This window comes from Ignavibacterium sp. (genome assembly GCA_032027145.1).
Taxonomy (GTDB): domain Bacteria; phylum Bacteroidota; class Ignavibacteria; order Ignavibacteriales; family Ignavibacteriaceae; genus IGN3.
In genome coordinates, this window is the sequence record JAVSMP010000001.1 from 3377475 (window position 1) to 3403955 (window position 26481).

Below are 26481 nucleotides of genomic sequence, written 5' to 3' on the forward strand. Positions count from 1 at the left end.
AGTTAATTAATTATTTTTAGATTTTGTTACCGACCATATAGAGCGTGGATTCCGAATTTTTTTTCTATTCCAATTCCATATAACTTTTTGATACGGTCTCCATAAATAACTTAGCGGAAAGACAAGAAAATGGACTAATCTTGAAAATGGAATAAGCAGCACAATTAAAAAGGCTGTTGCTATGTGCAACTGTATTACAAGCGGCAAATTAATAATAGGATCAATTTGGGGATTAAGAGTAAAAATTGATATTAAATATGGTGATAGTACAGAAGCAAACCACGAAGAGCCCCAGCGATAACCGTATGCAATCCATAAACCTAAAAATATTTCTGCAATTAACAATATCTCTATTATCATATCCATTTTGTTTGTAACCATCTTGATTCTTGGATTGGTTTTTCTCCTGATAAAAAGATGAATTATTCCAACGAATGTTGTAATACCAAAAACAAATGCTGTAATTTCAAGAATTATTAATCTTACAGGATGGCTGTTCCACAATAGCACTTCCCTTGGAAACAGAAATGCAGTCAAATGCCCGAAGAACAGAAAAACAATTCCATAGTGGAATGGAACAGAACCCCAGAAAAGCTTCCTGCCTTCAAGAAATTCGGACGATAAAGATGAATACTTAAACTTTTTACTTTTATACCTATAAATAGTACCTATCAAAAAAACAATAAGTGCTATATAAGGCAGTGCTATAAAGAGAAAATTATTTAGTAATGTCATAATATTTTCCTATTCAGGTAATTCCATTTCTTTGGCAAATTCAGTCTTAAAATTACTTCCATCGGCTGAGTTATTAACATCTCTGCCGAAATCTGTATTCAGAACTATCAATAATGCTTTTAGAATAGACTGATAAACTGTTCCGTATTTCTTTTCTTGCTGTATAATTGTTCTATGATGCTTTTGATAGACCTTATTCTTTTTATCTATATTAGTACTTTCAAACTCATCAATAATTTTGTTAAGCGCCGGTATAATAATTAATCCAACAAGATCATTTTTAAACTCATTATCATCGTGTTTACTTAATAGATTTAAAACATTTGGTAAATGATCAGCTAATTCTGTAGAACAATCATTGCCGGCCTTATTATGCTCCCTGTTTAAGTTCGCTAACAATTCACCTCTTTTATAATCATCACCGAACAAAGTATAACCAATATCAAGAGTTGATATAGCCTGCACATCAAAAGTACGCGTAAATATTTCTTCCCATTTCCAGATAGATATTGATTTTGCAAATTCAAAAAACTCAGCCATCATTTCAGAAGCACCAGGATAATCATTGTCCAATAAATTCTGCATTTGATTAACTGTCTTTCGAACTTCTTCATCCGGATAAGTTAATGCTGAGGCAAATTGTTTATAAATTTCTGATTTAAAACTCATTCATTAGTCCGGGTTTATATTTATTACAAAATCATCAAGCATATTAAAATTGTTTACCTATTAATAACTTACTTTGATTAATTATACATCTTAAAACAATCACACTCCTCTAACTGGTCTTTCTTTAAATCCAAATCCGGTTGAACCTTTTTCGTCAGCAGTACTTTCCAGCATTTCAATTGCTTGTTCACGATGAGCTGGCGGTATAACGAATCTTTCATCAAATTTTGCAAGTGATGTCAAAGCATAAATTGCATCTGCCTGTTCAGGGCTTAATCCTGTATCTGTTAAAGCAGAATTAACTTTTTCAGCGGATAGATCACCAACCGTTACACTTCTTCTGTGTATTCTAACAGCCATCATCTTTTTAAGAACAGGACTTATTTTAGAGGTATCACCGGCACCAAAAAGATTTGCCATATACTGCAATGGAAATCTTGCTTTTTCAATAGTTCCCCAAAGTTCTTCGGTACTTGTATCATACAACCAGTTATCATCCCATCTTTTTGCAATCGGATTCAGTTTATCGTTTTGTGCTCCATTCTTTGATTCGCTTAAAGATGCCATAACAGGCAACAATGGCGGAACATAAAATAGCATTGGTAAAGTTCTGAATTCAGGATGCAGCGGCAGTGCAAGTCCCCATTCTTTTACAAATTTATAAACGGGTGAATTCTGTGCTGCATGTAAGGTTGAATCAGCAATGCCATTAGCTTTTGCTGCAGCAATAACTTTTTCATCAAACGGATTAAGAATAATATCAAGCTGCTTTTCGATCAGATTATTATCATTAGCAGAAGCTGCTTCATGAATACGATCAGCATCATAAAGCATTACACCTAAGTATCTGATTCTTCCAACACAAGAGTGCATACAGGCTGGAGTTAATCCTGCTTCAAGCCTGGGATAACATAAAATACATTTCTCCGACTTTCCTGTGTGCCAGTTATAATATGATTTTTTATATGGACAAGCAGTAACACACATTCTCCAGGCACGGCAAACATTCTGATTAATCAGAACGACGCCGTCTTCGCCTCTTTTATAAATTGCACCAGATGGACAAGAAGCAACACAAGCAGGGTTAAGACAATGATTACAGATTCGCGGTAAATAAAACATTGCCATTTTTTCAAGCTGAAACATCGCTTCCTGTTCAGCAGGAGAAAGATTTTCCAGATTAGGATCATTTCTTGCATAGTCAGGTGTCCCGCTCAGATCATCATCCCAGTTAGGTCCTGCCTTTATATCAATTGGTTTTCCGGTAATCAGAGAAATTGGTCTTGCAACAGGTTGATCATCCTGCTCAGGTGATTCGATCAGGTCCAGATATTTATAAGTCCATGGCTCATAGTAATCATCAATTACCGGCAGGTACGGATTATGAAAAATATTTGCCAGTCCTTTAAACTTTCCGGATCCTTTTAAGGAAATGCTTCCGTTATTTTTCTCCCAGCCTCCTCTATAGATTGTCTGATCTTCCCACTTAGAAGGATAACCTGTACCTGGTTTTGTTTCAACATTGTTCCACCACATATATTCAGCACCTTTACGATCAGTCCAGATATTTTTACATGCAATTGAACAAGTATGACAGCCGATGCACTTGTCTAAATGAAACACCATTGATATTTGTGATCTTACATCCATAATATTTTAATTATTATTTATTAATGATTATTGTTTTTCTATCTGATTTTTCAATTTCTTTTATCCTGTTTTTTCAGGATAATAAATCATCACTTTCTATAGATAAATTAAAAATTAACTTTGTCCATCTTTTTAACAACAACGTGCGTATCTCTGTTCGGTGCCGATGGTCCCCAATAATTAAAATGATACGAAAACTGAGCATATCCGCCAGCCAGCAGATTAGGTTTCAAATGAATCCTTGTTATACTGTTATTCATACCGGCTCTTTTATTTCCACGAACTTGTGATTTCGGAATTGATATTGTTCTTTCTACGGTATGATAAACGATGCAAACACCTTTTGGTATTCTTGTGCTGACAACAGCTCTGGTGCAATAAACCCCGTGATCGTTATAAACTTCAACCCAGTCATTATCATTTATTGAAAGTTCCTTAGCATCTTCTTCATTAAGCCAGCATGGCTCCATACCTCTCGAAAGAGTAAGCATTCTTATATTATCCATATACGTTGAATGAATATGCCATTTACCATGCGGTGTTAAACAGTTAAGCACTTTAGCTTCACCGAATTTTAAAGTTTCTTTTAAATCACCATAAGCCTGATACCTTGGAGAAGGTTTATATGTAGGCAGATTTTCACCAAAGCTAAGATACATATCATGATCAAGATAAAAATGCTGTCTTCCGGTTAATGTACGCCATGGAACCAGACGCTCTACGTTATATGTATATGCTGAATAGGCTCTACCATCATTCATTAAACCTGACCAAACCGGCGAGTTGTGATATCTTCTTGGTTGTGCTTGTAAGTCTTTAAAATTTATTCTGACATTTTTATTGCCTTCTGCCAGATCAGCAAGCACAAGTCCTGTTTTTGTTTCCATGTATTTATAAGCTCTGTATGCTAACTCGCCATTAGTAAGAGATGATAGATAAAGAACGGCATTAACAGCAGAAACATCTTCTTTAATTGATGGATAGGTTTTGCCGTCGAATTTTTCAACCGGAAAATGATAAGAGTCTATCATATCATCATAGAAGTCATCGCACTTATAATGATTACCATGAGCGCCCAAACCTTTGCTTTTTATATTGGGTCCCAGCGAGATATACTTATCATAAATTTTGGTAAAGTCTCTTTGAAGCACTGTAATTTTCTGTGTTGTCTTCCCTGCGATAACATCGCATTCGCCTAAATACCAATCCTTCATAGAAGGCTGAGTAATTTCATCCGGTGAATCGTGGGAAAGAGGACTTGTAACTACATCAACTTGAGTTTGCTTTAAATGTTTTTTAGCTGTTTGACTGGTTGCCCATGCAATATTTCTAAAAATATCCCAGTCAGTTTTTGCTTCCCATACCGGAGGGATAGCAGCAGATAAAGGATGTATAAAAGAATGCATATCAGTACTATTTAAATCATCCTTTTCGTACCAGGAGGCTGCAGGTAAAACAATATCAGAATAAAGTGCGGATGAATCCATTCTGAAATTTAAATCAACAACTAAATCCATTTTACCAACCGGCGCTATATCATGCCACTTTACCTCTTCGGTTTTATCTTCACTGTCTTTTGCAATAATATTTGTGTGAGTTCCAAGATAATGATTAAGGGCATATTCGTGTCCTTTCATACTTCCGGCTATTGCGTTACCACGCCAGATAAACCACACTCTAGGAAAGTTTGTATCCTGATCGGGATTTGCAATTGAAAATTCAATTTCTTTATTCTTGATTTTTTCTAAAACAATTTTCTTCAATTCATCCGGATCATTTGAATTACATTCTTTAGAAAGTTCAAGACTATTTTTATTAAACTGCGGATAAAACGGCATCCATCCCATCCTAACTGATTTGAATATCATATCAGCCATGTGTTTATTTGCCAATTCATTATCCGGCACAGCATTATATTTTGAAGTCTTTCCGTCATATCTGTACTGACAAGTATTTATATAATGCCACAAAGGAGTTTGTTGTAATCGTACTGCATCAACCCAATCTCTTGCAAATGCAATATTTGACCAGGAATCCTGCGGTGCTAACTTTTCCTGCCCAACATAATGATTTAAGCCGCCGCCGTTTTTCCCAACACATCCGCACATCATAAGAGCCATTGCACCAGCACGATAAATAAGATTTTGATGGAACCAATGATTAACACCGGCGCCGATGATAATCATACATTTACCCTCAGTGTTGATTGCAGTTTGAGCCCACTCTCTTGCAAAGCTTACTACTGCTTTTGAATCAGCTCCCGTAAAAACTTCCTGCCATGCCGGAGTATAAGAAGAGTCTTTATCAGAATAATCTTTTGGATAATCACCGCCTAATCCTCTGTCAACTCCATACTGTGCCATTATCAAATCATAAACAGTTGTAACAGGTATTTTCTTACCATCGCTTGTTTCAATAAGTTTTACAGGCACACCTCGTAAACGTTTAGTATTTAAACCGAACTCCGTAAACTCTACCTGCAAAATTTTATCATTAGATTCAGTAAGACTTAACACAGGATCGTATTCTTTATTATCGGTTTCATTTTCATATTTAAGATTCCAGTTGCCTTGTTTTGAATCCCATCTGTGACCGATAGTACCTTTTGGTACTACAAGCTTACCGGATTTGGAATCAATATTTAAGAATTTCCAGTCTCCGTTATTAATATCTTTAAATTCAGATATTCTGTTTGCTCGAACAAGTCTGCCCGGCTTAAAATTACCATTATTATCTTCAAGCTCAACAAGGAAAGGAGAATCAGTATATTTTTTTACATAATCTATAAAGTAAGGTGATTTTTTCTCGTGATGATATTCTTTAAGAACAACATGTGTAACCGCCATCCAAAATGCACCGTCACTGCCGGCATGAAGAGGAAACCATTGATCAGAAAATTTTGCTACCTGACTAAAGTCCGGCGAAAAAACAATTGTCTTTGTTCCATTGTGTCTGCTTTCAGCAAAGAAATGCACATCTGGTGTTCTTGTCATATTAAGGTTTGCACCCATTACAGCAATCATTTTAGAGTTATACCAATCTGCACTTTCACAAACATCGGTCTGCTCTCCCCATATTTCGGGAAATGCATTCGGAAGGTCACAATACCAATCATAAAAACTAAGATTAACACCACCGAACAATTGAAGAAACCTGCTGCCAGCAGCATAACTAAGCATAGACATTGCAGGAATGGGTGAAAAACCAATAACTCTATCCGGACCATATTTTTTAGCAGTATAGATATTAGCCGCAGCAATTATCTCAAGCACTTCATCCCAGGTAGCTCTTCTAAATCCGCCTTTACCTCGGGCTGTCTGATAAGCTTTTCTTTTTTCCTTATTGTTCTGAAGATTTTCCCAAGCAGTTAATGCATCACCGGTTTTTAGTTTTTCTTCTCTAAAGGCATCTATTAAAGCACCTCGGATAAGCGGATATTTAATTCTCAGCGGGCTGTATAAATACCACGAAAAAGAAATTCCTCTCTGACATCCGCGGGGCTCATAAGGCGGCAGTGAACCTTCTAATTGAGGATAATCAAGCTGCTGTGTTTCCCATACAACTATTCCATCTTTAACATGAACCTGCCATGAACAGCCGCCGGTGCAATTTACACCGTGTGTACTTCTTACAATACGATCGTGCTGAAAACGGTTTCTGTAAAACTCTTCCCACTTACGGGTTTGAGGTGATATTAAATCCTTAATCCAACTCATAGAAAATTTCTCACTGTTAGATAAATATTAAATTGATTTTAACTGTCTTTTAAAAATTGAGTCATTGACGCTTTTTCTTTTTCGTTTCCACCAGATAACTCCGTAAACACCGAACAGAATAACTCCGCCAATAATTCCTGCATATAAAAATATCTGTTGAGGGGTTGCGGGTTCCTGCAATGAAACAACGAAATCAGCATTCTTTAAAAAAGCAGTAAGATAAAATGATTCATCTGCTGTAACCAGATGATTTGAATATGCTGCTTTCATAACCGGGAAAGGCGGATTTGAAATGATGGAATGAACTCCATTTACTCCAAGACGTGTAACAACATTAGTTAGATCGAGTGCTAAAAGCCCGCCGCTCACTACTTCGTCATTAACAACATTATGACAGGAAATACAAGCAGGTCCGCCGTTAGTTAATCTCTGCTCGCCCGAAAATATTTTTCTGCCGGTAGTAAATTCATTATCACGCGCCTGTTCAAGCGTTAATCCTGAGCTTAATACGATCGGCTGAATTTCAGTTACAACTGCACCAGTTGATTGCTGTTTGATATAACTTAAAACATCTTTTATCTCTGCATCAGATAAATTCTGATCCGGCATTATTGACTTATTAAATTCATTAAAAATAGCAACAGCATCAGCATCACCGCTGTTAACCATACTTTGAGATGATCTGATAAATTTTATAAGCCAGCTTTCAGGTCTTAAATCCTGTATATTTATTAAATCAGGTCCAACCAGCTTTCCTTTACCTATGGTATGACAAGCTTGACAAATACCTTTAAATGTCGTCTCACCAGGCGATTGCGGATATAAAAATGATGATAGATTGAATGTTAGTAAAAATAAAACTGTAAAGGTGAGTAACTTTCCATTGTAGTTTCTAAAAGAAGTATAAAACATCTTTCACCTTTCAAATGCAAATGATTATTAAACTTTTGTTAATTAGGACACTATAATATCTGCTCCGTACTAAAAACCTGTTCTAAGGTTGAGCATAGATAATTATTATAAATATAAATTGCAAATAATGAGCTTCTAAAAATCTATTTTTATTTCTCTTCTTTTCTTGAAGAAAATTTGGAAATATTATTTATTATCCGAAAAGAGGTATAACAAAAGATAAACTGCCTTTAATTCTTATATTTATTATAAATCCGGTTATAAATAATAATCCCTGATTTCAAACTATTATCAGGATTCTCTGTCAGTTTGAGAGAAGCAGAATTACTCTGATAAATCTTTTATTTCTTAACCAATATTTTTTAGTTTTGCAAAAACAATCGTACAATTTTGAAAGACACTGCCACATGAAAACCAATCTGACCATACTGCTTTTTTCTATTCTGTTATTTTCTCTTTTTATTCCATCACAAAGTACAGCCTGCACTTCGATAATCGTTACGAAGAGCGTTTCAAAAACCGGCTCACCGATTATTACTTATTCGTGTGATGGAGAGTTTCATCCGATCCTAAGCTTATTCCCTGCATCTGATCATAAACCGGGTGAAATGCTTGAGCTTTCAAACTGGTACGGTCAAAAATACAGCATCAGACAAGTCGAACATACATACAGGGTTGTTGGTTTGATGAATGAATATCAGGTTGCAATTGGTGAATCAACCTGGGACGGAAGACCTGAGCTGGAAAATACAAAAGGATCTTTTGATTATTATACTTTGATGCTTATTGCATTACAACGCTCTAAGACAGCACGCGAAGCAATTAATGTAATGACTTCGCTTGTTGAAGAATATGGTTATGCAAGCACAGGTGAATCTTTTTCTATTGCAGATAAAGAAGAAGCTTGGATAATGGAGATGATTGGACCCGGTGAAGGCGGTAAAGGTGCAATATGGGTTGCGATAAGAATTCCAGATGGATATGTTTCTGCACATGCAAATATGTCCCGCATACATGAATTTCCACTTAACGATCCTGAAAATTGCATCTATTCAAAAAATGTAATTTCATTTGCAACCGAAAAGGGTTACTTCGATCCTTCAAAAGGAAAGCCGTTTAGTTTTTCAGATGCTTATAATCCTCCGACAGAAGAGCAGGTGCGTTATTCTGCAAGAAGGGTTTGGAGTATTTTCAGAAGAGTTTCACCTTCACTAAACCTAAGTCCAGCATACAGTTCGTTTGAAGAAAATGCATTGCCTTATCCTCTTTACATCAAAGCTGATAATAAACTTGACGTTAAGGATGTAATTGAATTGCACAGAGATCATTATGAAGGAACTGAATTTGATATGACACAGGACTTAGCTGCCGGTCCTTTTAATGCACCTGATAAATGGCGTCCGATGAAATGGGAAGTTGATGGAAATAAATATGCATGGGAAAGACCAATTGCTACTCAGCAGGCAGCTTTTGTTTTTGTTGCAGAACCACGCACTGATCTGCCGGATGAAATTGGCGGAATATATTGGTATGGGTTAGATAATCCTTATACTAATTTCTTCGCGCCGTTCTATACTTCCATAACTTCTTTACCAAAATCTTATACTGTTGGTAAGTTAAGTAAATTTACGCGCGAGTCTGCCTGGTGGGCTTTTAATTTTGTTGCTAATTATGCAAATCTTAGATGGAGCTATATGATCCAGGATATTCAAAAAGTTCAGGATGAAATTGAAAATGATTTCTTCGGCAAACAATCAGAAGTTGAAGCTGAAGCTAAAAAGTTATTAACGGAAAATCCTGCAGAGGTGGAGAAATACCTTACTAAATATTGTGTTGAAAGTGCTGAAACCGGAATTCAGAAGTGGTGGGACCTTGGCGATTTTCTAATAACAAAATACAATGATGGCTATATAAAAAATGATAAAGGACGACCGCAGGAAATTGGTTATCCAGAGTCCTGGCTGAAGACAATTCCGAAAGAGAAGTTAGAAAAATACAGATTGCGACAAGAACGCGACGGCGTAGGTGAGTTGTAGCTTGAGTGAAGAAATTAGATTTGGTGATTAATGGTATTAATACATTAAGCAACTTTGAAAAAATATTTGCTCCAAACCTATCACTTGGGAAAAGTCCAGATAAAAAGATTATCTGAAAGTTAGTCGTAATACATTAAAGCAGCAAAAAAATAAAATAAGTGTTGATACTGATGAATTTATCTCACTGTTTCTATTAATCAACAGCTGAGTGAGAAATTACATTTAGTATTTAAAAGCAATTATGCGTGGAGAAACTTCTCCTTAAAATTGCCAACCGTTTCATTGCTCAGCATATTATAGGTTTGGTTTAATATATTACTCCATTCATCCTGAAGAAAACACTTTTTATATTTCCTGCAGTTATTAAATCCGAGAATACAGCTTTTAAAAATATCCAATCCATCAACTGCTTTTATAATATCAATCAGCTTTATTTCATCTGCATTGACTGCAAGTTTAAAACCGCCGTCTCTTCCCTTGCGCGAAAAAACCATTCCTTTATCGGTCAGGTCTTGTAAAATTTTGGATATAAATTCTTTTGGTATGTTCAGCTCTTCAGATATTTCTTTTGCTGAGTATAATTTATTGTTCTCTTTAGTGGCTAAATAAATAACCGCCTGTAATCCATACTCGCATTTTTTAGAAAAGAATGATGCCATTGAATAACTCAGTTAAAAATCTTTTTTATTAAAGCTTCGCAATCCAAAAAGAAACGGGATAATAAACCATAAAACCATCAAACCGGCTGATACCAGAACGCCCATCGAGGTACCGAAAAATTTATTGAACAAAGCACCTGTATATCCCATCAAAGCAGAAATATTAAAATCAAGTATGAAAAATATTCTTGCCAGGTCAATCGGATTTATTAAGCTGATCCCAAGAATAATATTTTCAATAGGATAGTCTCTGAAAAAATAAGTAATGAATAAAATCAATCCATCGTAAATTACTGCAAGCATCAGCCAGATAAGAATTGAAGCTCCTAAACCTTTTGCTTTATCAGAAAACTTTATTGCAGTTAAAAACGCAATTGATGTAAATATAAGTGTAAGAGCAAAGCCGTTTATCGTAAGGATTAAAACAGGCGCAATGCCTTCAGTGTTTGCACCGGTAAAAATAAATCCGATAAATATTCCGGCTACAAAGCTTAAAGCAAGCGGAACAGCATTGCCAAGATATAATCCAAAATAAAGCGATCTTCTGTCAAGAGGCTGACAAAGAACCATTTGTATATAATCATTCGAGTTATAAACATACATCGTTCCGAAAATTATACTTACTAATGGAATAACTATCAGTACAATATTCATCAGACTTAATACTGCTTTGCCTGTTTCATCTTCAAAGTTGAACATTAAAAAAGACAGAATTAAAAAGAAAGAAAAGTAAAATATTATCCATTTACTTCTCAGTGAATTGCTAAACTCAAACTTTATGATTTTTAAAATCAGTCCCATTTAAAATCCTTATTCATCATAGCTGCAATTGCATTTTCAAGTTTAGTTTCTCCGCTTAATCCGACAAGGTTTTTAAGTGAACCATCAAAAACAATTTTACCTTCAATCAGGAAAATTATGTTATCTGACAGCTCTTCAATTTCAGCCATAATATGCGAAGTAAGAATTACAGTTTTTCCTGCATCTCTTTGTTCTATTATTTTTCTTTTAAGATTTGCAGATGCAACAGGATCAAGCCCGGCAGTAGGTTCATCAAGAATAATTATTTTCGGATTAAACATTAAAGCAATACAAGCACTTACCTTTTGCTTATTGCCGCCGGAAAGATTTCTGATTTTTTTATTTAGTTCAGTCTGTAGATTTAATATGTTTATTAACTCCGCATTACCGTTCATCTGCTGCATTCTTAAATCACTGATCATACTGAATACTTCATTAACAGTAAGGTTATCAGGGAAGCTTGCAGCCTGAGGCATATATCCAATATCTTTTCTGTAAAGATGTTCTTTAATAACAGATTTATTGTTTAAAAGAATTTCTCCCTTATCAGGCTGTACTAGACCAAGAATTGATTTAATGATTGTTGTTTTACCTGAGCCGTTTGGACCAACAATAGCAGTTATTTTACCAGGTTCAATTTTTAAGGATATATTTTTTAAAACCTGATATTTGCCAAAAGTCTTTTCTATGTTTTTCAGCTCAATCAATTTAGTTTCCTCATCAAGGGCGATTGATCAACTAAAGTTTCAGGAGTTAATGAAGGAAAAACACTTTCTGCAATGTTCAGTAAATCAATAAACAAGCTGTTTAATAAGATCAATGATGGTTCATTTTGTTGTGCCATAATTGAATACAGCTTAACCGGTCTGTAAGGAACATCGCCAATGCCATCTTTATCAAGATCATAGCCGTCATATTTACTCCAGTAATTTGCATTAAACTGGTTAAAATTTTGTCTGCTGTTTGTTGACAGATCAAATGTATTTGCAATAAAATTGTTTGAACTGAAAATATTTTCCATCGAGTTTGCCATTAGTTTAATTGCCCAGCCGTTTTTTTCAAACTGATTATAAAAAAACTCGGAGCCATCACAGCCTTCGATAAATATTCCTGTAGTATTTTCAATAAAATAATTTTTCAGAATTTTACTTCGGGAAATATCCTTAAGCAGCAAGCCATAGGAAGCAGGTCCCCAATTATTATTGAACATATTTCCTTCCATATCAACATAACGGGAATACATTACGGCAACTCCGGCACTATTTTTTTCAAAATGATTTGTATAATATTTACAGCTGTCAGAAAACATAAAATGCAAACCATATCTTAAATTATTTACACCATAATTTTTACTGATGATTGTCTGCCTGACAAATTCAAGATAGATTCCATCGCGGTGCCCTTTTATTTTATTACCGGTTATCTGGCTGTCGCGGCAATACCATAAATGAATACCATTGCCGGATGAAGTTTCTTTTTTGCCATAAGCTTCAAAATAGTTGTTAAGCACTTTGCAGTTTCCGGATTTAGCCAGATAAACACCAAAGAAGTTTCCGAAGAATCTGCAGTCTGATACAATTCCGTTTTTTGTATTTTCAAATCTTACAGCAGCATTTTCTTTAAGATAACTAACACCGGCATTTTTAAATGTAATTCCGGAAATTGAAACATCATCTGCATGGACAGTAAATATTTCATATTGATTATCACCGTCTATAACAGGATTATTTTCACCAATAAACTTTAACGGCTTTGTAATTATAATGTTGCCTTCTTTGTAATAACCGGATTTGATTATTATCTCGTCGTAGGGTTTTGCAATTTCGATTGCTTTAGAGATAGAACTTACAGTAGTGTTTTTATCTACAATAATTTTATCAGCATAAATCGTAATTTGAATTGCCAGCAGAAAAAAAAATAAACGCGATATTCTTAAATGAATTTTCAATTACATTTCTCTTACAAGATCAGACAGATCTTCAAACTTCAATTGTGTACCGCCAAACTCCTGCAGAACCGGATTTAACTGTGCTTCATTTTCAACAGCTAATACATTCAGCCCCATCGGACTTCTCAAAGAATCATTCTTAAGATAGATAGCTGTTTCAGCATTAATAATATTTCCCGGGTCAGAATAATTACTTACCCAAAGAGAATGATAATCATCTTTTGTCATTTTCTGATTTTCTAAATAGCCAACGAGACATTCAATCGAATCAAAAAAATAAATTTTACCTTTAGCTGTAACCATCTCTGAACCGTAACGCTTATCCATAACAAGCATTTTGCAAAACTCACATTCATCTTCGCCATAGCTGATTGGTTTTGGTTCTTTACTGCATCCGACAAACAATATTGTTATCAGAACGAAAAAACTATATTTAAATTTATTTTGCATTTTTACTTTCTCTACTCAAATACAAAGCAGCAACATTTAAAAGAATCGAAATAAAAATTACAATAGCTGCAACAGATGGTAATGATGTTGCACTTATATTCAGTAATTGTTTGGAGCCGAATATTGGCGGCATATATGTCATTCCCGGCACTTTTATCGGTGCATTCGGGTTTAAATTATGTCCGTAATCATAAGCCCACATATAAAAATCATATATGCCGATTGCCCCGAGTATAACAAAAAGTATCAGCCAGATGTAGATTAGCTTTTTATTTTTCAGATAAGCATTTAACAAACCAAATAGAATCATAAAAATCATGATATAGGGCATAATTTCTAATTCCGGTATTGCATCCGGCTCAATTACTTTCATACCGATATAATGATTAAGTCCATTAATATTTTGCAGGTCGTTTGGTCTAAGCCCTGAAATTTCATTCAGCCAGATTCTTAAACCAAGTCCTTCAGGATACTGTGGTGCATCAAGATCAATCGTCCAGAGCGGAAAGAAAAAGGTAAGAATTAGTATTACTGCGCCAATGGCAATTAAAGCAGCCGATTTAGTTTTCATATTTTCCTCAAAAAAGAAGAGGAACTGTTTTTCCAGTTCCTCTTTAACAACTCATTATTTTCCTAAACTGTAAGATAGTTGGATATTTGAATTAGCCGGTGATACTCTTATGTATCCCTGCATTTCCTGATGTAATGCTGAACAGAAATCTGAACAGTAAAATGGAAATACACCAACTTTCTTCGGTTCCCATTTAATTGAAAGTGTTTGACCGGGCATTATCAACAACTCAGAATTATTCATTCCTTTCATTGCAAAACCATGCGGTATATCCCAATCCTGTTCAAGATTTGTAACGTGGAAGTAAACCACATCGCCAATCTTTATACCTTCGATATTATCCGGTGAAAAATGACTTCTTATTGCAGACATATAAATGTGAACTTCATTACCCTTTCTTTCAACACGGGTGTCTTTCTCAGATTTAACTGCATAAGGATTTCCGTTATCTTCAATCCTGTATATTTTCTGAGAGTTTTTCATAATAAGCTCTGCAGGAATAGCCTGTGCATAATGCGGCTCGCCGACAGTTGGGAAGTCAAGCAATAATTTCATTTTATCGCCGGTGATATCAATCAGTTGGGCTGATTGTGTAAGCTCCGGACCAGTTGGCAGATATCTATCCTTTGTAATTTTATTTAGAGCTATAACATATTTACCCCAGGGTTTCTTACTATCGCCGCCGGGAATACATAAATGCCCGATTGAATAATAAGTCGGGATTCTGTCAACAACTTCCCATGTACCTAATTTCCACTTAACAATTTCTGATGAAATAAATGATGAGGTGTAAGCATAACCGTTACCGTCAAATTCAGTATGCAATGGACCAAGCCCTGGATTTGAAACTTCGCCTGCAACAACAGCATCATATTTTAGAATAGGTATTCCATTGATTTCACCATCAAACTGTTTATCTTCGATAGCCTTTATCATTTTATCAAATGAATGAACGGGAATAACAGTAGCTAACTTGCCACCTGCAACGATATATTGACCGGTTGGATCAACATCCACTCCGTGAGGTGATTTTGGAGTAGGCAGATAATAAATCATTCCGGGACAGTCTTTCGGATCAAGAACTTTTACCTGTTTATTAAGCTGGCTGACTGCAGTATGGGTTTTTTCATCCACATAATTTCTATAATACTCTGCAGAAACAGTTTTAGCTTTACCTTCCTTAAGATATTGTTCAGCTTTTTTCCAATTGATAGCAGCAATAAAATCTTTATCATTTTTTGAAGCATTAATTTCCAACAGTGTATTTGCCTGCTCTGAATTATAACTTGTAAAGAAAGCCCAATCGTGTGAAGGACCTTTACCTGCATGAGCAAGATCGTAATTAAAACCGGGAACAATTATTTGAAATTCCAGATTCATGTTTTCCGTTTGCGGATCAAGCTTAATAAAACTAATAGTTCCCTTAAAATTTTCTTTATATGATGAAATTGACACATCACTTTGCGGGATCGGAACACTGAATCTTGTAGAAGCAACTATATATTCTGTATTCTCTGTTACAAAAGGCGAACCGTGATTACCTGCTGAATTTGGTATTTCAATTATCTCTTTCGTTTCAAATTCTTTCAGATCAATTCTTGCAACACGCGGAGTATTATTTCCGTTAATAAAAATAAATCTTCCATCAGGAACACCATCTGTCATTGAAAGCTCCGGATGATGAGAGTCATCCCATGGAATAAATCCATAAGTAGTGTTAAGCATTGCTTTTGTTTCTTCAGAATATCCGTAACCTGTTTCAGGATTCTGTGAGAAAACCGATATGGTTTTGAAATGTCTTCCTGAAGGAAGCCCATACACTCCCATTTGCCCGCTAAACCCTCCAGAAGTAAACAAATAAAACTCATCATAATTACCTGGGGCAACATAAACTCTTTCAGCTTCGTTACCTGATAATGAGCTTTTGGACTGATTACATCCTACATAAGCCAGGACAATCAGCAACATAGCTCCAAATGCACCAAATAGAAATTTTTTTGAAATGTTTTTCATAAGCGCTCCCTTTTATTAGTTTTATTTTTCTTCAGCTACTTTTCTAAAATAATCAAGTAATGCCTTAGCATCATCAATAGTAAGATTTTGATTCGGCATAGGCGTCATATATTCAGCAAGCAATTTCTTTGCTTCAGGGTGTCTATGAAGGTTTTCATCCGGATTTAACATATAGTTTATTATGTATTCCGGGGTTCTCCTTTTGATTATATCTCTTTGTGCAGGACCGACATATCGTTCATCTAATTTATGACACGCTGCACATTTTGTATCAAATATTTCCTGCCCTTTTTTTACAAGTAGCGGATCAATTGGTCCTAAGTCTAATTTTTTCTTAACCGGACCGATACCGTTTTCAAGTTCAAAGTCTGTAAGTCCGCTTGCATTTTCTTTTTTATCAGTATTAGAATTTTCCTTATTGGTGTTATCACCACAAGATATTAACGCAACTAATCCAAAAACCAGCAGCAAGGTAAATAATAATTTTCCTTTCGATGAAAGTAAGAACATAAATACTCCTTATAAGTTAATTTAAGATTTTTTCTATGATTGTAATTTAAGGAACGATTATACTTTTTATCAAAAAAATATAATCGGATTTTTTACTCCGATTAAATTAAAAAGTTATTTGAAATTTGTCAAATTTGCTTTATCAGGATTCACAAAATTTTCATTCAAAGAGATTTCTTTTAACGAATTAAAGATCAATTCACACTCTTTTTTATCCTTTTCTGTAATTCTATTGAAATAAATACAGATTACATTTGTTACTTTCTCCCCTTGAATAATCGGGATGCTTATAGAAGAATTCAATCCGGATTTGATCAATATATCATTTCTTAAGAAAGTACGTTCATTCAGTAAATCTTCAAACACTACTGGGAGCTTTTTTTCCCAGGCTTTTCCGATAATTCCTATTCCGTTTGCAAATTTAAAATATGAACTATACTTAGAGAACTTTTCAAAATAACTGTCATTGTTACTCCAATAACCAGCCCAAACCATAAACTTATTTGATTGAGCTAATTGCCAAATCTCAGAATAGCGCCAGTTATTTATACTGCAGATTTTTTTTTGAAAATATATTAATGAAGATATTGTATTCCCCCATTCACTCAACTCAGATATTATTTTTGTGTATTTGTTCTCTTCCATTTGCGCGATTTACTTTATCATTGTTAACAACATCTTAGAATTAGACATTGCTTTCAATCCATGTGGAATGTCCGCAGGCATAATCAGATATTCACCTTTCTTTATGTAGTGCGGATTTCCTCCGATTGTTATCTCCATTTCACCATCAGCCAAATAAACTATAGCTTCATAAGGTGATGTGTGTTCAGTTAAAGATTCATCTTTGGAAAAAGCGAACAATGTAATGTTTCCATTTGGTTTTTTAACTATCTGCTTACTCACAATTGAACCATCCTGATAGTTAATTGCTTCAATTAATTTTTCGTGTTTAATTATTTCTGACATCTTTTTTTTTGATTTAGTTGAGCAAAGATAATGATTATTGATTTAATCATCATGCTGAAAAAGTATTAAAAATTAACCAAAAACAGTACAATCATTCAAATATTACAACTGCTTGTGTATTAAATGCTGTGCTGGTTATTCTTTCTATTTTTAAAATGAACAACCGGTTTTAATTTCTAAAAAAAACACTTAAAAAATAATCTTTCCATAAAATCTATTCCTTGACTTAAGTCAGGTTTGCGTAGTTCTGATTCTCAAATTACACCCTATGTTGAATACAGCTTATTTAGTCAAAGAAATAGAAACAGTAACAATTTATTTTATTGGGATATATATAAATACAAATCCTTATCAGTATATGCTGTTGAATAATTGATAACCATTATGCAGGATTTTTTTATGAATTATTCATAATAACTAAAAAAGGCGGATATGTTGTGTTTGAAGTTGGAATAGTTAAAAATAGAAAAGAAAAGCTTGATGAACACATTTTGCCTTTAGGAGTTAAAGCCGGTTTTAAGGCAATAGCTTTTGCAATTAAACAATGACAATAAGCGAACTAACACAAACAGAATCGTGTTGTTTAAAATAGAATAAAAATATCCACAAGAAATTATCAATACACTGTAATCGCAATAATGAAGATATCGAATAATCTTTAATTATTTTAATTCATTGTTGAACGGTTTTATTTGCTTGATCAAACAACTAAACTACTCACCTCTTCTCTTACTAAGTGCAGTGGCTGGTGGATGACAGTTTAACTTTACATTGATACAAAGGTAGTAAAGCTGATAAAATCGAAGCTGGTACAAAAGTTTATATTACAGGTTGAGTAACGAAGAAAGAAACTAACTATACACCCAAACAGGATTTTGGCGTTAAGTTATCTGATCACAATGTTTACAAATATTTCCATATTCAGAAATAAATTTATATGATATGAATACTCCAAAAGTGGAAATTATAATTACAAAAGAAGTAAATGGGACTAGTCAAAATCCTGCCAGAATTTAAAAGTGCTGCAGTTCAGGTTGTTATTAAATTATAACCTGTAAAGCAGCACTAAACAATTACAAAAAAATTTCCTCTATTTAAAACAATCCGATTATTTCTCCTTCTTCGGTTACATCCATTTTTGCAGCAGCGGGTATCTTTGGTAAACCCGGCATCAACATCATATCACCGCAAACAACTACTAAAAATCCTGCTCCAGCAGAAAGATTAACATCACTAACAGTCAAAACCCACTCATCAGGTACACCAATAACTTTTGGATTATCTGATAGAGACATCTGTGTCTTAGCAATACAGATTGGTAAATTTCCAAAACCAGACTGGACAAATTTTTCTATTTTAGCCTTTGCACGTTTTTCAAAATAAACATCTTTAGCTCCGTAAATATTTGAAGAAAGGGCACGAATCTTTTCTTCAACTGACATATCAAGTTCATACATAAATTTCTTTTGCGGATTTTTATTTGCTTCGACTAATTTTATTGTCTTTTCTGCTAACTCAATTGTTCCTTTGCCGCCCTTGGCATAAGCTTCATGAGGGGCAACTTCAACACCAAGTTTTTCGCACAATTCAGTAATCATCTTTATTTCATCAGGAGTATCTTTTGGGAACCTGTTGATTGCAACAATAACCGGAACACCAAACTTTTTCATATTCTTTATGTGAACTTCAAGATTACCTAAACCTTTTTTAAATGCTTGGGGATTTTCTTCATACAACAGCGATTCGGGTTTTGATTTTACTCCGCCGTGATATTTGATAGCTCTGCACGTAGCAACAATTACAACTGCTGATGGCCACATCGGATTTTTTCGACATACAATATCAAAAAATTTCTCTGCACCCAAGTCTGAACCAAATCCGCACTCTGTAACGACATAATCAGCAAGCTTAAGTGCAATTTTATCAGCAATAACACTATTAGTACCATGAGCGATATTTGCAAAAGGACCAGCGTGAACTAAAGCCGGAGTATTTTCATTAGTCTGAACAAGATTTGGCATAATAGCATCATTAAGTAAAACTGCCATTGCATTATTAGCCTGAAGATCCTTGGCGTGCACTATCTCCTGCTTGTGATTATATCCAACAGCAATTTCACCAAGTCGTCTTTTTAAATCTGTCCGTGATTCTGCCAATGCAAGAATAGCCATTACTTCAGACGCAGCAGTAATTACAAATCCGGTTTCTCTCGGCACTCCATTGACACGACCGCCTAATCCAACAACTATCTGACGCAGTGCTCTGTCATTCATATCCATTGTTCTATTCCAGAGAATATTTGTAACATCAATACCAAGATCGTTTCCTTTGAGTATATGATTATCAAGCATAGCAGCAAGCAGATTATGTGCAGCAGTGATTGCACCAAAGTCACCGTTAAAATGGAGATTAATCATTTCCATCGGCAAAACCTGCGAATGTCCTCCGCCGGCAGCACCACCCTTCATACCGAAAACCGGACCAACAGAAGGCTCGCGTATAGCAATAATTCCTTTTTTACCTAATTGATTTAATGCCTGCCCTAATCCGATTGTTGTTAATGTTTTACCTTCTCCAAAATTGGTAGGACTCATCGCAGTAACTAAGATAAGTTTACCATCAGGATTGTTTTTAAGTTTATCAAGAACATTTAGTTTGATCTTGCCGGTGTATTTACCATAATAATCAAAATCATCCTCAGATATTCCTAATTGATCAATTATTTCTTTGATACTTTTTAGTTTTACCTGGCGTGATATTTCTAGATCTGTAGGCATAATTACTCCCTTATAATTTTATAATAGCACAAATAATTAAGGTAAAAAGCAATTTTCTTTCTTTTACATCTGATCATTTAGTTTATTCTTGTGTGGAAGATCAATATTTCTATGATACTTAACAAGAAAGAAAAATTGTTTTAATTACCGTTACAAATATCATAAAAATTATAATCATTAAATAAGAATTCCTGATTAATACTTTGTTGAGAAAGACAGATTTAAGCGGGGTTTATTTACAAGTGGTGTTAATGATGTTGCTACAAATAAATTAATCTTCTTCAAAAGAATTCATCTTTGAATATGTACAGTTTTGATTTTACTCAGACTGTCATTATCAGCAAAATAAATTCTTTAGAAAAATAACAGTCTTCTGTGTCAGTGAATGCAATTATGCCAAATAAGCAGTTGGAAGTTATCTTAGTTTTTCCGGGCAATAATCACCACAGCATTCATACTATCTTTATATTTTCTGAATGTTTCCCTCATTGCCAGGATTCTCTTCCGCTCTTTTGGATGTACAATAATATTAAATGTTATCTTTAGAGTTCTTAATAATCCTTCATCGTCAATCATACGTTTCAATTCAAGTAAACTCATCGAATTAGTTTCTACTTTTACAATCTTGAACCCTTCATTTTCCAGAAGCTTAGACCATTCACTGATTGTTAAAGGGCGTGCATTTACTTTTATTGTCTGAGCAAGTTCCCGTTGAATAATAGATTTAGTTTCTTCGTTAAGATTATCAGGAGTTAAACCAAGTTCGTGTATGCCATATAATGCACCGGGTTTCAGAATACGGTAAGCCTCTCGTATTATTTCAGACTTTCTATGATCAGCCTGAATTGTAAGCATTGCTTCACCATAGACTTTATCATATGAATTTTCACTTAGCGTAGAATTAGCCGCATTGCCAATTACTATTCTCCTGTCATAACCGTTCTGTCCGATAATATTTTTTCTTAAAATAGATGCTGCTTCTTCATTTAGTTCTACACCGGTATAAGACTTAGGATTTTTTCGCAATGCAACTGAAGCTGTAAAACCTAAGCCTGGTGCAAATTCCACAATTTCATCGGTTTGCTGAATATTCAGATTATTAATAAGCTTCATTGTCAGCTCTTTACCGCCGGGACGCAAAACTTTTTTCCCCATCTTTGCTAAAATCCAATGCCCCTGATCGAAATCTAATGTTTTATTACTCATAGTTTATTTACGTTTTATTTTAATTGTTAGCTTTTTGTTATTTGATATTCTTTAAGTATAGCTTCTTCAATGATAATTAATTCATCCGGTACATCAAGCCGCTTTAAGATCGAAAATATGTTTTTGACAAAGTGGGATGAACCATTAATGTAGAAGTATTGTTTAGTATCTGTTATGTGCATTTTTAAAAAGTTTTCATCAATTCGTCCAAAATAAAAACCATTGTAACGCTGCTTTGTAAAAAGATTTATATAATTCAGATTAAGCATTTCGAATAATTCGTTATGCTGAATAATATCTTCCATTGTTTTGTTAGAATAAATCAATTTGTTACCAGCAAGATTATTTTTTCCTCTTAAGTTTCGGAAAATTGAAAGAACAGGAGTAATACCTGTTCCTGCAACAATAAATATTCCCATCCCTTTATATTTAAAACTACCCTGTGGTTTTCCAATTCTGATTTTATCTCCAATTACCGAGTTGATAATCTTCTTAACAATCATGTTGCCGTTATTATTATACTTGATAATAAACTCAAGATAATCAGCATCAGTTAAACCGGTGAAGCAGAATAATGTTTTTCTGTTAGCTGGATCAGATGCATCAATTGAAAGGTTTGTGAATTGCCCGGGTATAAATGAATACTTTTCAGGTCTTTCAACCTTAATACAAAAAGTATCTAATGCAGCTTGTTTAATATCTAATATCTTTACTTCAGAATAATTCATATTCACAAATCAACTTTTACTGATTCCAGTTATTAATAAAAAGCTGCTGATACCATTATCAAATTAATTGGAGTTTGGTTTCTTCTTTTTTCTGAATGGAATAATAATGCACGCAAATACATTTGTACATATATGCTCAAGACACTAAGCTGCTTTTTAGTTTTAACTTTAATAATTCTGATATTTTTTTTTATTTCAATGCTTTGCAACTGACAAAAAAATTAAACATTGAATTATCTTGCAGCAGGAATTTTCTCTATCTCATCCATTGCAATATTGGCATGTGCATAAGCCGCACCCGATCGCATTTCAGCAGCAACCCAAACAGCTTCCATTATTTCTTCTTTTGTTGCTCCTTTTCTGATTGCTTGTCTGCTGTGTGATCTTATGCAGTATGGACATTGAGTAACGTGTGCGACAGCAACTGCTATAAGCTGTTTAGTTTTTTCAGATAATGCACCTTCTTCAAAAACAGTTTTGCTGAAATTCTTCCAGGCTTCAAGATTCTTAGTTGCATAAGCAGCTTTTTTATCAGCCAGTTCCTGAGTAGCTAACGGATATAAATTTTTTTCATCCATGATTTAACCTCAATTAAGTAGTCTTTTTATTTATAAACAGATAAGATAAAAATGAAACAGATTCAATCTTATTTTTAGATAATTCCGTGAGCAGCATTAATCATTAAAAGAAATATTATTGTTAAAATAGTTAATCCAACTCTCGGAACAATCTTCATTTTTAAATGTACTTCTTCCAGCTTCTGATTATCACCCTGTTTACCCTGCATTATTTTTTTTGATAATTTCTCTTCAAGGAAAAAGTGAAAAAGTGTTAATAAGATACCAAGTGAGCTTCCAATCAAAATCGAAATTCCCCATCTGCCATACAGTAATGCTTCAAAATTTCCGCTGGTGAGATAATAAACTAATATTAAACCTGTTAACACAACTGTTGCAGAGAATATAGACGCAAGCTTAAATATTTTTGGGAATATTGATTTTATAACCTGTCTTCTTAAATCGCCTTCAAGTTTAGATAATGTGGGTTGAATTACAAAATTAATAACCATTACCAATCCAAGCCAAAGAGCAGCAGCCAGTATATGAATTGCGCGTATTATTGTATAAAGCTCAGACATAATCTTTCTCGTTTCATACTTCTCAGCGTTTATCTAAAATATTTTTATACATAATCTTAAAATTTAATTAAGGCAAAATATCTTTCATTTAAAATGTTTACCATGACTTAAGTCAGAATTAGTCATTTAATAAGCTGCACAGGATCAGCAGTTAACCAGATTCATTTTGTACTCAAATATCAGATAGTATTAAATTGGATATTATTGTTAACTGAGGCTCCGAAATCTGATTTTATAATTTTGAAATAATTAAGTGAGAAGAATCCGGTAAGTCTGTTTTCAAATAATTCTTAAGGAATGAAATCGGCTGATATACAACACGACAAACAGATTGTTCTATGTTTTCAAATTAACAATCGTATCACAAATACAATCAGTTGTACTTATCAGACAATATCAGCTTTTGCAATATAACAGCATTGTTTCTAACAGTATCTTTATAGGAATAAACCAGAGTTATAGTACCTTTTTCCTTTTCAAGATTTTTGATTTGCACAAGTAATTCCTTTTTATTCTTTATTTCAGCAAGGAATTTCTTTCTGAAAGAATCCCATTCATCAGGATTCTGGTGAAACCATTTTCGCAGTTCGGTACTTGGTGCAATATCTTTAAGCCAAAGATCTAATTTTGCTTCAGCTTTGGTTATACCTCTTGGCCATAATCTGTCAATTAAGATTCTGAATCCATCAGCTTTAGATGGTTTATCGTAAGCTCTTTTAATTTGTATCATATAGAATTACAAAGAATAATTGAAATTCATTACAGACTATAAAGCTTCTATTACAATTCTGCTTTTATCAACCTTTAGATTATCAAATATTTTTCCAACAGCATTCATCATCGGCGGAGGTCCGCAGAGATAGAACATTTTATTAAAGTCATCTATATTTGATTTAAGAAACTGTTCAGTTACAAACCCTGAGGCATACTTTCCGCTCTTATCATCTGAAAGAATATTGATAAAATTCTTTCCAAGAATCTTTTCAAATTCATCTTTATGGATTATATCTGATTCTGTTTTATTAGCAAAGATAAGTTTATTGCTGCCAATCATTTTTTTGCTATAAAGATCTCTTAATATCGCAATAAACGGAGTAACTCCTGCACCGCCGGCAAGAAATATTCCTTCACCTTTATAGCTGATAGCACCCCAAGGATCACTGACAATCAGTTCGTCACCTTCAACTAATTTTCCTATTTCTTTAGTAACTCCATCATGATCAGTATAACTCTTGATAGTAAACTCAAGATAATCCCAATCATTTAATGCTGTAAATGTGAATGATCTTTTTTGATCAACAAACCCAGGTTTGTTAATTGCAACATCAGCAGCTTGTCCCGGAACAAATCTAAATCCTGCAGGTTTCTCTAATCTATATGATCTTACGTCGTGTGTTAATCTTGTAATTTTCAGAATTTTTAATTTATGATCTTCCATTTTTCTCCTAACAGTTAATGGTTTAGAACAGATTTATTTATGAATTATTTTATTTACCGGACTTCCGGTTTGACACATAGTGTCCGGCTTCAGATTCAAATCCAACTGCCAAACGATTCCAGCCATTAATTACAACAATAGCAAGAGTTAATTCGACTATCTGTTCATTTGAAAAATGTTTTTTTAAATCACTAAATTGTTTTTCAGGTGCACCTTTTGAAGAAATTTCTGTAAGTGATTCGCACCATGCAAGTGCAGCTCTTTCTTGTTCAGAATAAAAGGGAGCTTCCCTCCAAGCAGCCAACACATGCAGTCTTTGTTCAGTCTCACCGATTGCGATTGCATCCTTTGTATGCATGTCTAAACAATAAGCGCATCCGTTAATTTGAGATGCCCTAATTTTTATAAGTTCAATCAGTTTATGATCAAGAGAGCTTTTATCTGTAAATCCTTGTACAGCCATCATAGCTTTTAATGCTTCAGGTGAAGTTTTAGCCCAGTCTAATCTCATCTTTAATCTCCTTTCAAATAAATATCCTTTGCAATAACATCTTATCACAAATTTTAAAATTATCCGTAATTATTTCGGCTGAATTATGGTCAGCAAAAATATTGAATCTTCTTTCGCAACAACATCATGACTAATTGTTTCATCAAGAACGATAAAGCCATCCTTTGTTAAATTTATACTGCTTTCACCAGCAATGAACTTTATATTTCCTGATATTACAAATAATGTTATTGGTCCTTCAACTTTATGTTTATTTAATGCAGCACCTTTACGCAATGAAATCAATACAACTCTTATTTCAGAACTTTTTTGAAGTGTGATAGCATTGCGGTCTCCTTTCTCAAATTTTGATTCTGCTTTAAGTTTTTTAATTTCTTTATCAAGTGAGAAGAATAATAAGGGACCTGTTAAAGCCCTTTCTTTAAGTGATGGTCTTCTATTTGCAGCCATTTTTTTATTCCCTATGATTGTTTAATAATTACATTTTAATCTAACAGTATAGAGTTGAATTATCATTGAGTTGAATCACAATACAAATTACTTAAGTTACATCAAGTTGTAATGGTCACTTGGCTTTTCTGCGGTGCGAAACATAATACCCGACATCAGAATGGAAGGAGACTGCAAGCCTGTTCCAACCATTAATTGCAACAATTGCAAGAGTCAGGGCTACAATCTCTTTATCTGTAAAATGCTTTTGTAAATTTTTATAAAGATTTTTCGGAGCACCTTTTGAAGAAAGCTCAGTCAGAGATTCGCACCAGGCTAAAGCAGCTTTTTCTTTTTCGGAATAGAATTGACATTCTCTCCAGGCAGCTACAACATATAATCTTTGTTCGCTTTCTCCGATTGCAATCGCATCTTTTGTGTGCATTTCCAAACAATGTGCACAACCGTTTATTTGTGATGCCCTGATCTTTAATAGCTCAAGTAATTTTGGTTCAAGACTGCTTTTATGCACAAACTTCTCAAGCTCAAGCATAGAATGATAACCATCAGGCGATGTTTTATACCAATCAATTCTCATACACAATCTTTCGTACA

The 26481-nt window shown here is 34.1% G+C and carries 26 protein-coding genes; 1 reads left to right on the forward strand and 25 read right to left on the reverse strand.

From position 1 onward, the window contains the following. Nucleotides 1–6 precede the first annotated feature (6 nt). The 5 genes from narI to ROY99_14160 form a co-directional block, all read right to left on the reverse strand. Nucleotides 7–735: a respiratory nitrate reductase subunit gamma gene (narI, locus tag ROY99_14140; protein MDT3697519.1), complete on the reverse strand. Its 729-nt coding sequence runs from the start codon at nucleotides 733–735 to the stop codon at nucleotides 7–9. A 9-nt stretch (nucleotides 736–744) separates the two neighbouring features. Further along, nucleotides 745–1404 carry a hypothetical protein gene (locus tag ROY99_14145; protein ID MDT3697520.1) on the reverse strand — a complete coding sequence of 220 codons (660 nt, stop codon included), beginning with the start codon at nucleotides 1402–1404 and terminating at the stop codon, nucleotides 745–747. 99 nt (nucleotides 1405–1503) lie between these two features. Next, entirely contained in the window at nucleotides 1504–3054 is a 1551-nt protein-coding gene (narH, locus tag ROY99_14150; GenBank protein ID MDT3697521.1) for a nitrate reductase subunit beta, read from the reverse strand. Between the two features lie 107 nt (nucleotides 3055–3161). Continuing rightward, nucleotides 3162–6770 (reverse strand): nitrate reductase subunit alpha, encoded by a 3609-nt coding sequence (locus ROY99_14155; GenBank protein ID MDT3697522.1) that lies wholly within the window; start codon nucleotides 6768–6770, stop codon nucleotides 3162–3164. Between the two features lie 27 nt (nucleotides 6771–6797). Next, nucleotides 6798–7682 (reverse strand): cytochrome c, encoded by an 885-nt coding sequence (locus ROY99_14160; GenBank protein ID MDT3697523.1) that lies wholly within the window; start codon nucleotides 7680–7682, stop codon nucleotides 6798–6800. A 407-nt stretch (nucleotides 7683–8089) separates the two neighbouring features. On the opposite strand from ROY99_14160, the gene ROY99_14165 reads away from it, so the two are divergent. Then, nucleotides 8090–9718 (forward strand): C69 family dipeptidase, encoded by a 1629-nt coding sequence (locus tag ROY99_14165; GenBank protein ID MDT3697524.1) that lies wholly within the window; start codon nucleotides 8090–8092, stop codon nucleotides 9716–9718. Nucleotides 9719–9957: 239 nt separating this feature from the next. On the opposite strand, the gene ROY99_14170 is transcribed toward ROY99_14165, so the two are convergent. The 20 genes from ROY99_14170 to ROY99_14265 form a co-directional block, all read right to left on the reverse strand. Beyond that, the gene (locus ROY99_14170) at nucleotides 9958–10377 is read right to left on the reverse strand and encodes an Rrf2 family transcriptional regulator (GenBank protein ID MDT3697525.1); all 420 of its coding nucleotides are present in this window, start codon (nucleotides 10375–10377) and stop codon (nucleotides 9958–9960) included. A 12-nt stretch (nucleotides 10378–10389) separates the two neighbouring features. Continuing rightward, the gene (locus ROY99_14175) at nucleotides 10390–11178 is read right to left on the reverse strand and encodes an ABC transporter permease subunit (protein MDT3697526.1); all 789 of its coding nucleotides are present in this window, start codon (nucleotides 11176–11178) and stop codon (nucleotides 10390–10392) included. Next, nucleotides 11169–11885, reverse strand: a complete 717-nt coding sequence (locus ROY99_14180; protein MDT3697527.1) for an ABC transporter ATP-binding protein — start codon at nucleotides 11883–11885, stop codon at nucleotides 11169–11171. The genes ROY99_14175 and ROY99_14180 overlap by 10 nt, the downstream gene beginning before the upstream one ends. Then, entirely contained in the window at nucleotides 11882–13126 is a 1245-nt protein-coding gene (nosD, locus tag ROY99_14185; protein MDT3697528.1) for a nitrous oxide reductase family maturation protein NosD, read from the reverse strand. Before nosD ends, ROY99_14180 begins: the two co-directional genes overlap by 4 nt. Beyond that, complete coding sequence (locus tag ROY99_14190; GenBank protein MDT3697529.1) at nucleotides 13127–13576, reverse strand: nitrous oxide reductase accessory protein NosL; 450 nt, start codon at nucleotides 13574–13576, stop codon at nucleotides 13127–13129. After that, entirely contained in the window at nucleotides 13566–14147 is a 582-nt protein-coding gene (locus ROY99_14195) for a hypothetical protein (protein MDT3697530.1), read from the reverse strand. Before ROY99_14195 ends, ROY99_14190 begins: the two co-directional genes overlap by 11 nt. Nucleotides 14148–14201: 54 nt before the next feature. Next, nucleotides 14202–16160: a Sec-dependent nitrous-oxide reductase gene (gene nosZ / locus ROY99_14200; protein ID MDT3697531.1), complete on the reverse strand. Its 1959-nt coding sequence runs from the start codon at nucleotides 16158–16160 to the stop codon at nucleotides 14202–14204. 21 nt (nucleotides 16161–16181) lie between these two features. Then, nucleotides 16182–16670 carry a cytochrome c gene (locus ROY99_14205; GenBank protein ID MDT3697532.1) on the reverse strand — a complete coding sequence of 163 codons (489 nt, stop codon included), beginning with the start codon at nucleotides 16668–16670 and terminating at the stop codon, nucleotides 16182–16184. A gap of 114 nt (nucleotides 16671–16784) precedes the next feature. Continuing rightward, the gene (locus tag ROY99_14210) at nucleotides 16785–17315 is read right to left on the reverse strand and encodes a GAF domain-containing protein (protein ID MDT3697533.1); all 531 of its coding nucleotides are present in this window, start codon (nucleotides 17313–17315) and stop codon (nucleotides 16785–16787) included. Nucleotides 17316–17324: 9 nt separating this feature from the next. After that, nucleotides 17325–17639, reverse strand: coding sequence for a cupin domain-containing protein (locus tag ROY99_14215; protein MDT3697534.1), 315 nt, complete (start codon nucleotides 17637–17639; stop codon nucleotides 17325–17327). Nucleotides 17640–18733: 1094 nt separating this feature from the next. Next, nucleotides 18734–20416 carry a formate--tetrahydrofolate ligase gene (locus ROY99_14220; protein MDT3697535.1) on the reverse strand — a complete coding sequence of 561 codons (1683 nt, stop codon included), beginning with the start codon at nucleotides 20414–20416 and terminating at the stop codon, nucleotides 18734–18736. Nucleotides 20417–20836: 420 nt separating this feature from the next. Further along, entirely contained in the window at nucleotides 20837–21622 is a 786-nt protein-coding gene (locus ROY99_14225) for a class I SAM-dependent methyltransferase (GenBank protein ID MDT3697536.1), read from the reverse strand. Between the two features lie 26 nt (nucleotides 21623–21648). After that, nucleotides 21649–22350 (reverse strand): FAD-binding oxidoreductase, encoded by a 702-nt coding sequence (locus tag ROY99_14230; GenBank protein MDT3697537.1) that lies wholly within the window; start codon nucleotides 22348–22350, stop codon nucleotides 21649–21651. Nucleotides 22351–22583: 233 nt separating this feature from the next. Next, complete coding sequence (locus ROY99_14235; protein MDT3697538.1) at nucleotides 22584–22928, reverse strand: carboxymuconolactone decarboxylase family protein; 345 nt, start codon at nucleotides 22926–22928, stop codon at nucleotides 22584–22586. Between the two features lie 74 nt (nucleotides 22929–23002). Beyond that, nucleotides 23003–23488, reverse strand: coding sequence for a hypothetical protein (locus tag ROY99_14240; GenBank protein ID MDT3697539.1), 486 nt, complete (start codon nucleotides 23486–23488; stop codon nucleotides 23003–23005). A 373-nt stretch (nucleotides 23489–23861) separates the two neighbouring features. Then, the gene (locus ROY99_14245) at nucleotides 23862–24218 is read right to left on the reverse strand and encodes a DUF488 family protein (protein MDT3697540.1); all 357 of its coding nucleotides are present in this window, start codon (nucleotides 24216–24218) and stop codon (nucleotides 23862–23864) included. A gap of 36 nt (nucleotides 24219–24254) precedes the next feature. Further along, entirely contained in the window at nucleotides 24255–24926 is a 672-nt protein-coding gene (locus tag ROY99_14250; protein ID MDT3697541.1) for an FAD-binding oxidoreductase, read from the reverse strand. Nucleotides 24927–24975: 49 nt separating this feature from the next. Further along, nucleotides 24976–25437 carry a carboxymuconolactone decarboxylase family protein gene (locus ROY99_14255; protein ID MDT3697542.1) on the reverse strand — a complete coding sequence of 154 codons (462 nt, stop codon included), beginning with the start codon at nucleotides 25435–25437 and terminating at the stop codon, nucleotides 24976–24978. Between the two features lie 69 nt (nucleotides 25438–25506). Further along, nucleotides 25507–25887 (reverse strand): hypothetical protein, encoded by a 381-nt coding sequence (locus tag ROY99_14260; protein MDT3697543.1) that lies wholly within the window; start codon nucleotides 25885–25887, stop codon nucleotides 25507–25509. A 115-nt stretch (nucleotides 25888–26002) separates the two neighbouring features. Beyond that, nucleotides 26003–26464, reverse strand: a complete 462-nt coding sequence (locus ROY99_14265; GenBank protein MDT3697544.1) for a carboxymuconolactone decarboxylase family protein — start codon at nucleotides 26462–26464, stop codon at nucleotides 26003–26005. Nucleotides 26465–26481: the final 17 nt, after the last annotated feature.

Excerpts from the sequence above, each read along its gene's own strand:
- ROY99_14225 (MDT3697536.1), bottom strand. The coding sequence starts at position 21,622 with ATGAGTAATAAAACATTAGATTTCGATCAGGGGCATTGGATTTTAGCA.
- ROY99_14160 (MDT3697523.1), bottom strand. The coding sequence starts at position 7,682 with ATGTTTTATACTTCTTTTAGAAACTACAATGGAAAGTTACTCACCTTT.
- ROY99_14255 (MDT3697542.1), bottom strand. The coding sequence starts at position 25,437 with ATGAGATTAGACTGGGCTAAAACTTCACCTGAAGCATTAAAAGCTATG.
- ROY99_14215 (MDT3697534.1), bottom strand. The coding sequence starts at position 17,639 with ATGTCAGAAATAATTAAACACGAAAAATTAATTGAAGCAATTAACTAT.
- ROY99_14170 (MDT3697525.1), bottom strand. The coding sequence starts at position 10,377 with ATGGCATCATTCTTTTCTAAAAAATGCGAGTATGGATTACAGGCGGTT.
- nosZ (MDT3697531.1), bottom strand. The coding sequence starts at position 16,160 with ATGAAAAACATTTCAAAAAAATTTCTATTTGGTGCATTTGGAGCTATG.
- ROY99_14210 (MDT3697533.1), bottom strand. The coding sequence starts at position 17,315 with ATGGAAGAGAACAAATACACAAAAATAATATCTGAGTTGAGTGAATGG.
- ROY99_14165 (MDT3697524.1), top strand. The coding sequence starts at position 8,090 with ATGAAAACCAATCTGACCATACTGCTTTTTTCTATTCTGTTATTTTCT.
- ROY99_14260 (MDT3697543.1), bottom strand. The coding sequence starts at position 25,887 with ATGGCTGCAAATAGAAGACCATCACTTAAAGAAAGGGCTTTAACAGGT.
- ROY99_14220 (MDT3697535.1), bottom strand. The coding sequence starts at position 20,416 with ATGCCTACAGATCTAGAAATATCACGCCAGGTAAAACTAAAAAGTATC.
- ROY99_14190 (MDT3697529.1), bottom strand. The coding sequence starts at position 13,576 with ATGCAAAATAAATTTAAATATAGTTTTTTCGTTCTGATAACAATATTG.
- ROY99_14265 (MDT3697544.1), bottom strand. The coding sequence starts at position 26,464 with ATGAGAATTGATTGGTATAAAACATCGCCTGATGGTTATCATTCTATG.
- ROY99_14205 (MDT3697532.1), bottom strand. The coding sequence starts at position 16,670 with ATGTTCTTACTTTCATCGAAAGGAAAATTATTATTTACCTTGCTGCTG.
- ROY99_14155 (MDT3697522.1), bottom strand. The coding sequence starts at position 6,770 with ATGAGTTGGATTAAGGATTTAATATCACCTCAAACCCGTAAGTGGGAA.
- ROY99_14245 (MDT3697540.1), bottom strand. The coding sequence starts at position 24,218 with ATGATACAAATTAAAAGAGCTTACGATAAACCATCTAAAGCTGATGGA.
- ROY99_14250 (MDT3697541.1), bottom strand. The coding sequence starts at position 24,926 with ATGGAAGATCATAAATTAAAAATTCTGAAAATTACAAGATTAACACAC.
- narI (MDT3697519.1), bottom strand. The coding sequence starts at position 735 with ATGACATTACTAAATAATTTTCTCTTTATAGCACTGCCTTATATAGCA.
- narH (MDT3697521.1), bottom strand. The coding sequence starts at position 3,054 with ATGGATGTAAGATCACAAATATCAATGGTGTTTCATTTAGACAAGTGC.
- ROY99_14235 (MDT3697538.1), bottom strand. The coding sequence starts at position 22,928 with ATGGATGAAAAAAATTTATATCCGTTAGCTACTCAGGAACTGGCTGAT.
- ROY99_14145 (MDT3697520.1), bottom strand. The coding sequence starts at position 1,404 with ATGAGTTTTAAATCAGAAATTTATAAACAATTTGCCTCAGCATTAACT.
- ROY99_14240 (MDT3697539.1), bottom strand. The coding sequence starts at position 23,488 with ATGTCTGAGCTTTATACAATAATACGCGCAATTCATATACTGGCTGCT.
- ROY99_14175 (MDT3697526.1), bottom strand. The coding sequence starts at position 11,178 with ATGGGACTGATTTTAAAAATCATAAAGTTTGAGTTTAGCAATTCACTG.
- ROY99_14230 (MDT3697537.1), bottom strand. The coding sequence starts at position 22,350 with ATGAATTATTCTGAAGTAAAGATATTAGATATTAAACAAGCTGCATTA.
- ROY99_14195 (MDT3697530.1), bottom strand. The coding sequence starts at position 14,147 with ATGAAAACTAAATCGGCTGCTTTAATTGCCATTGGCGCAGTAATACTA.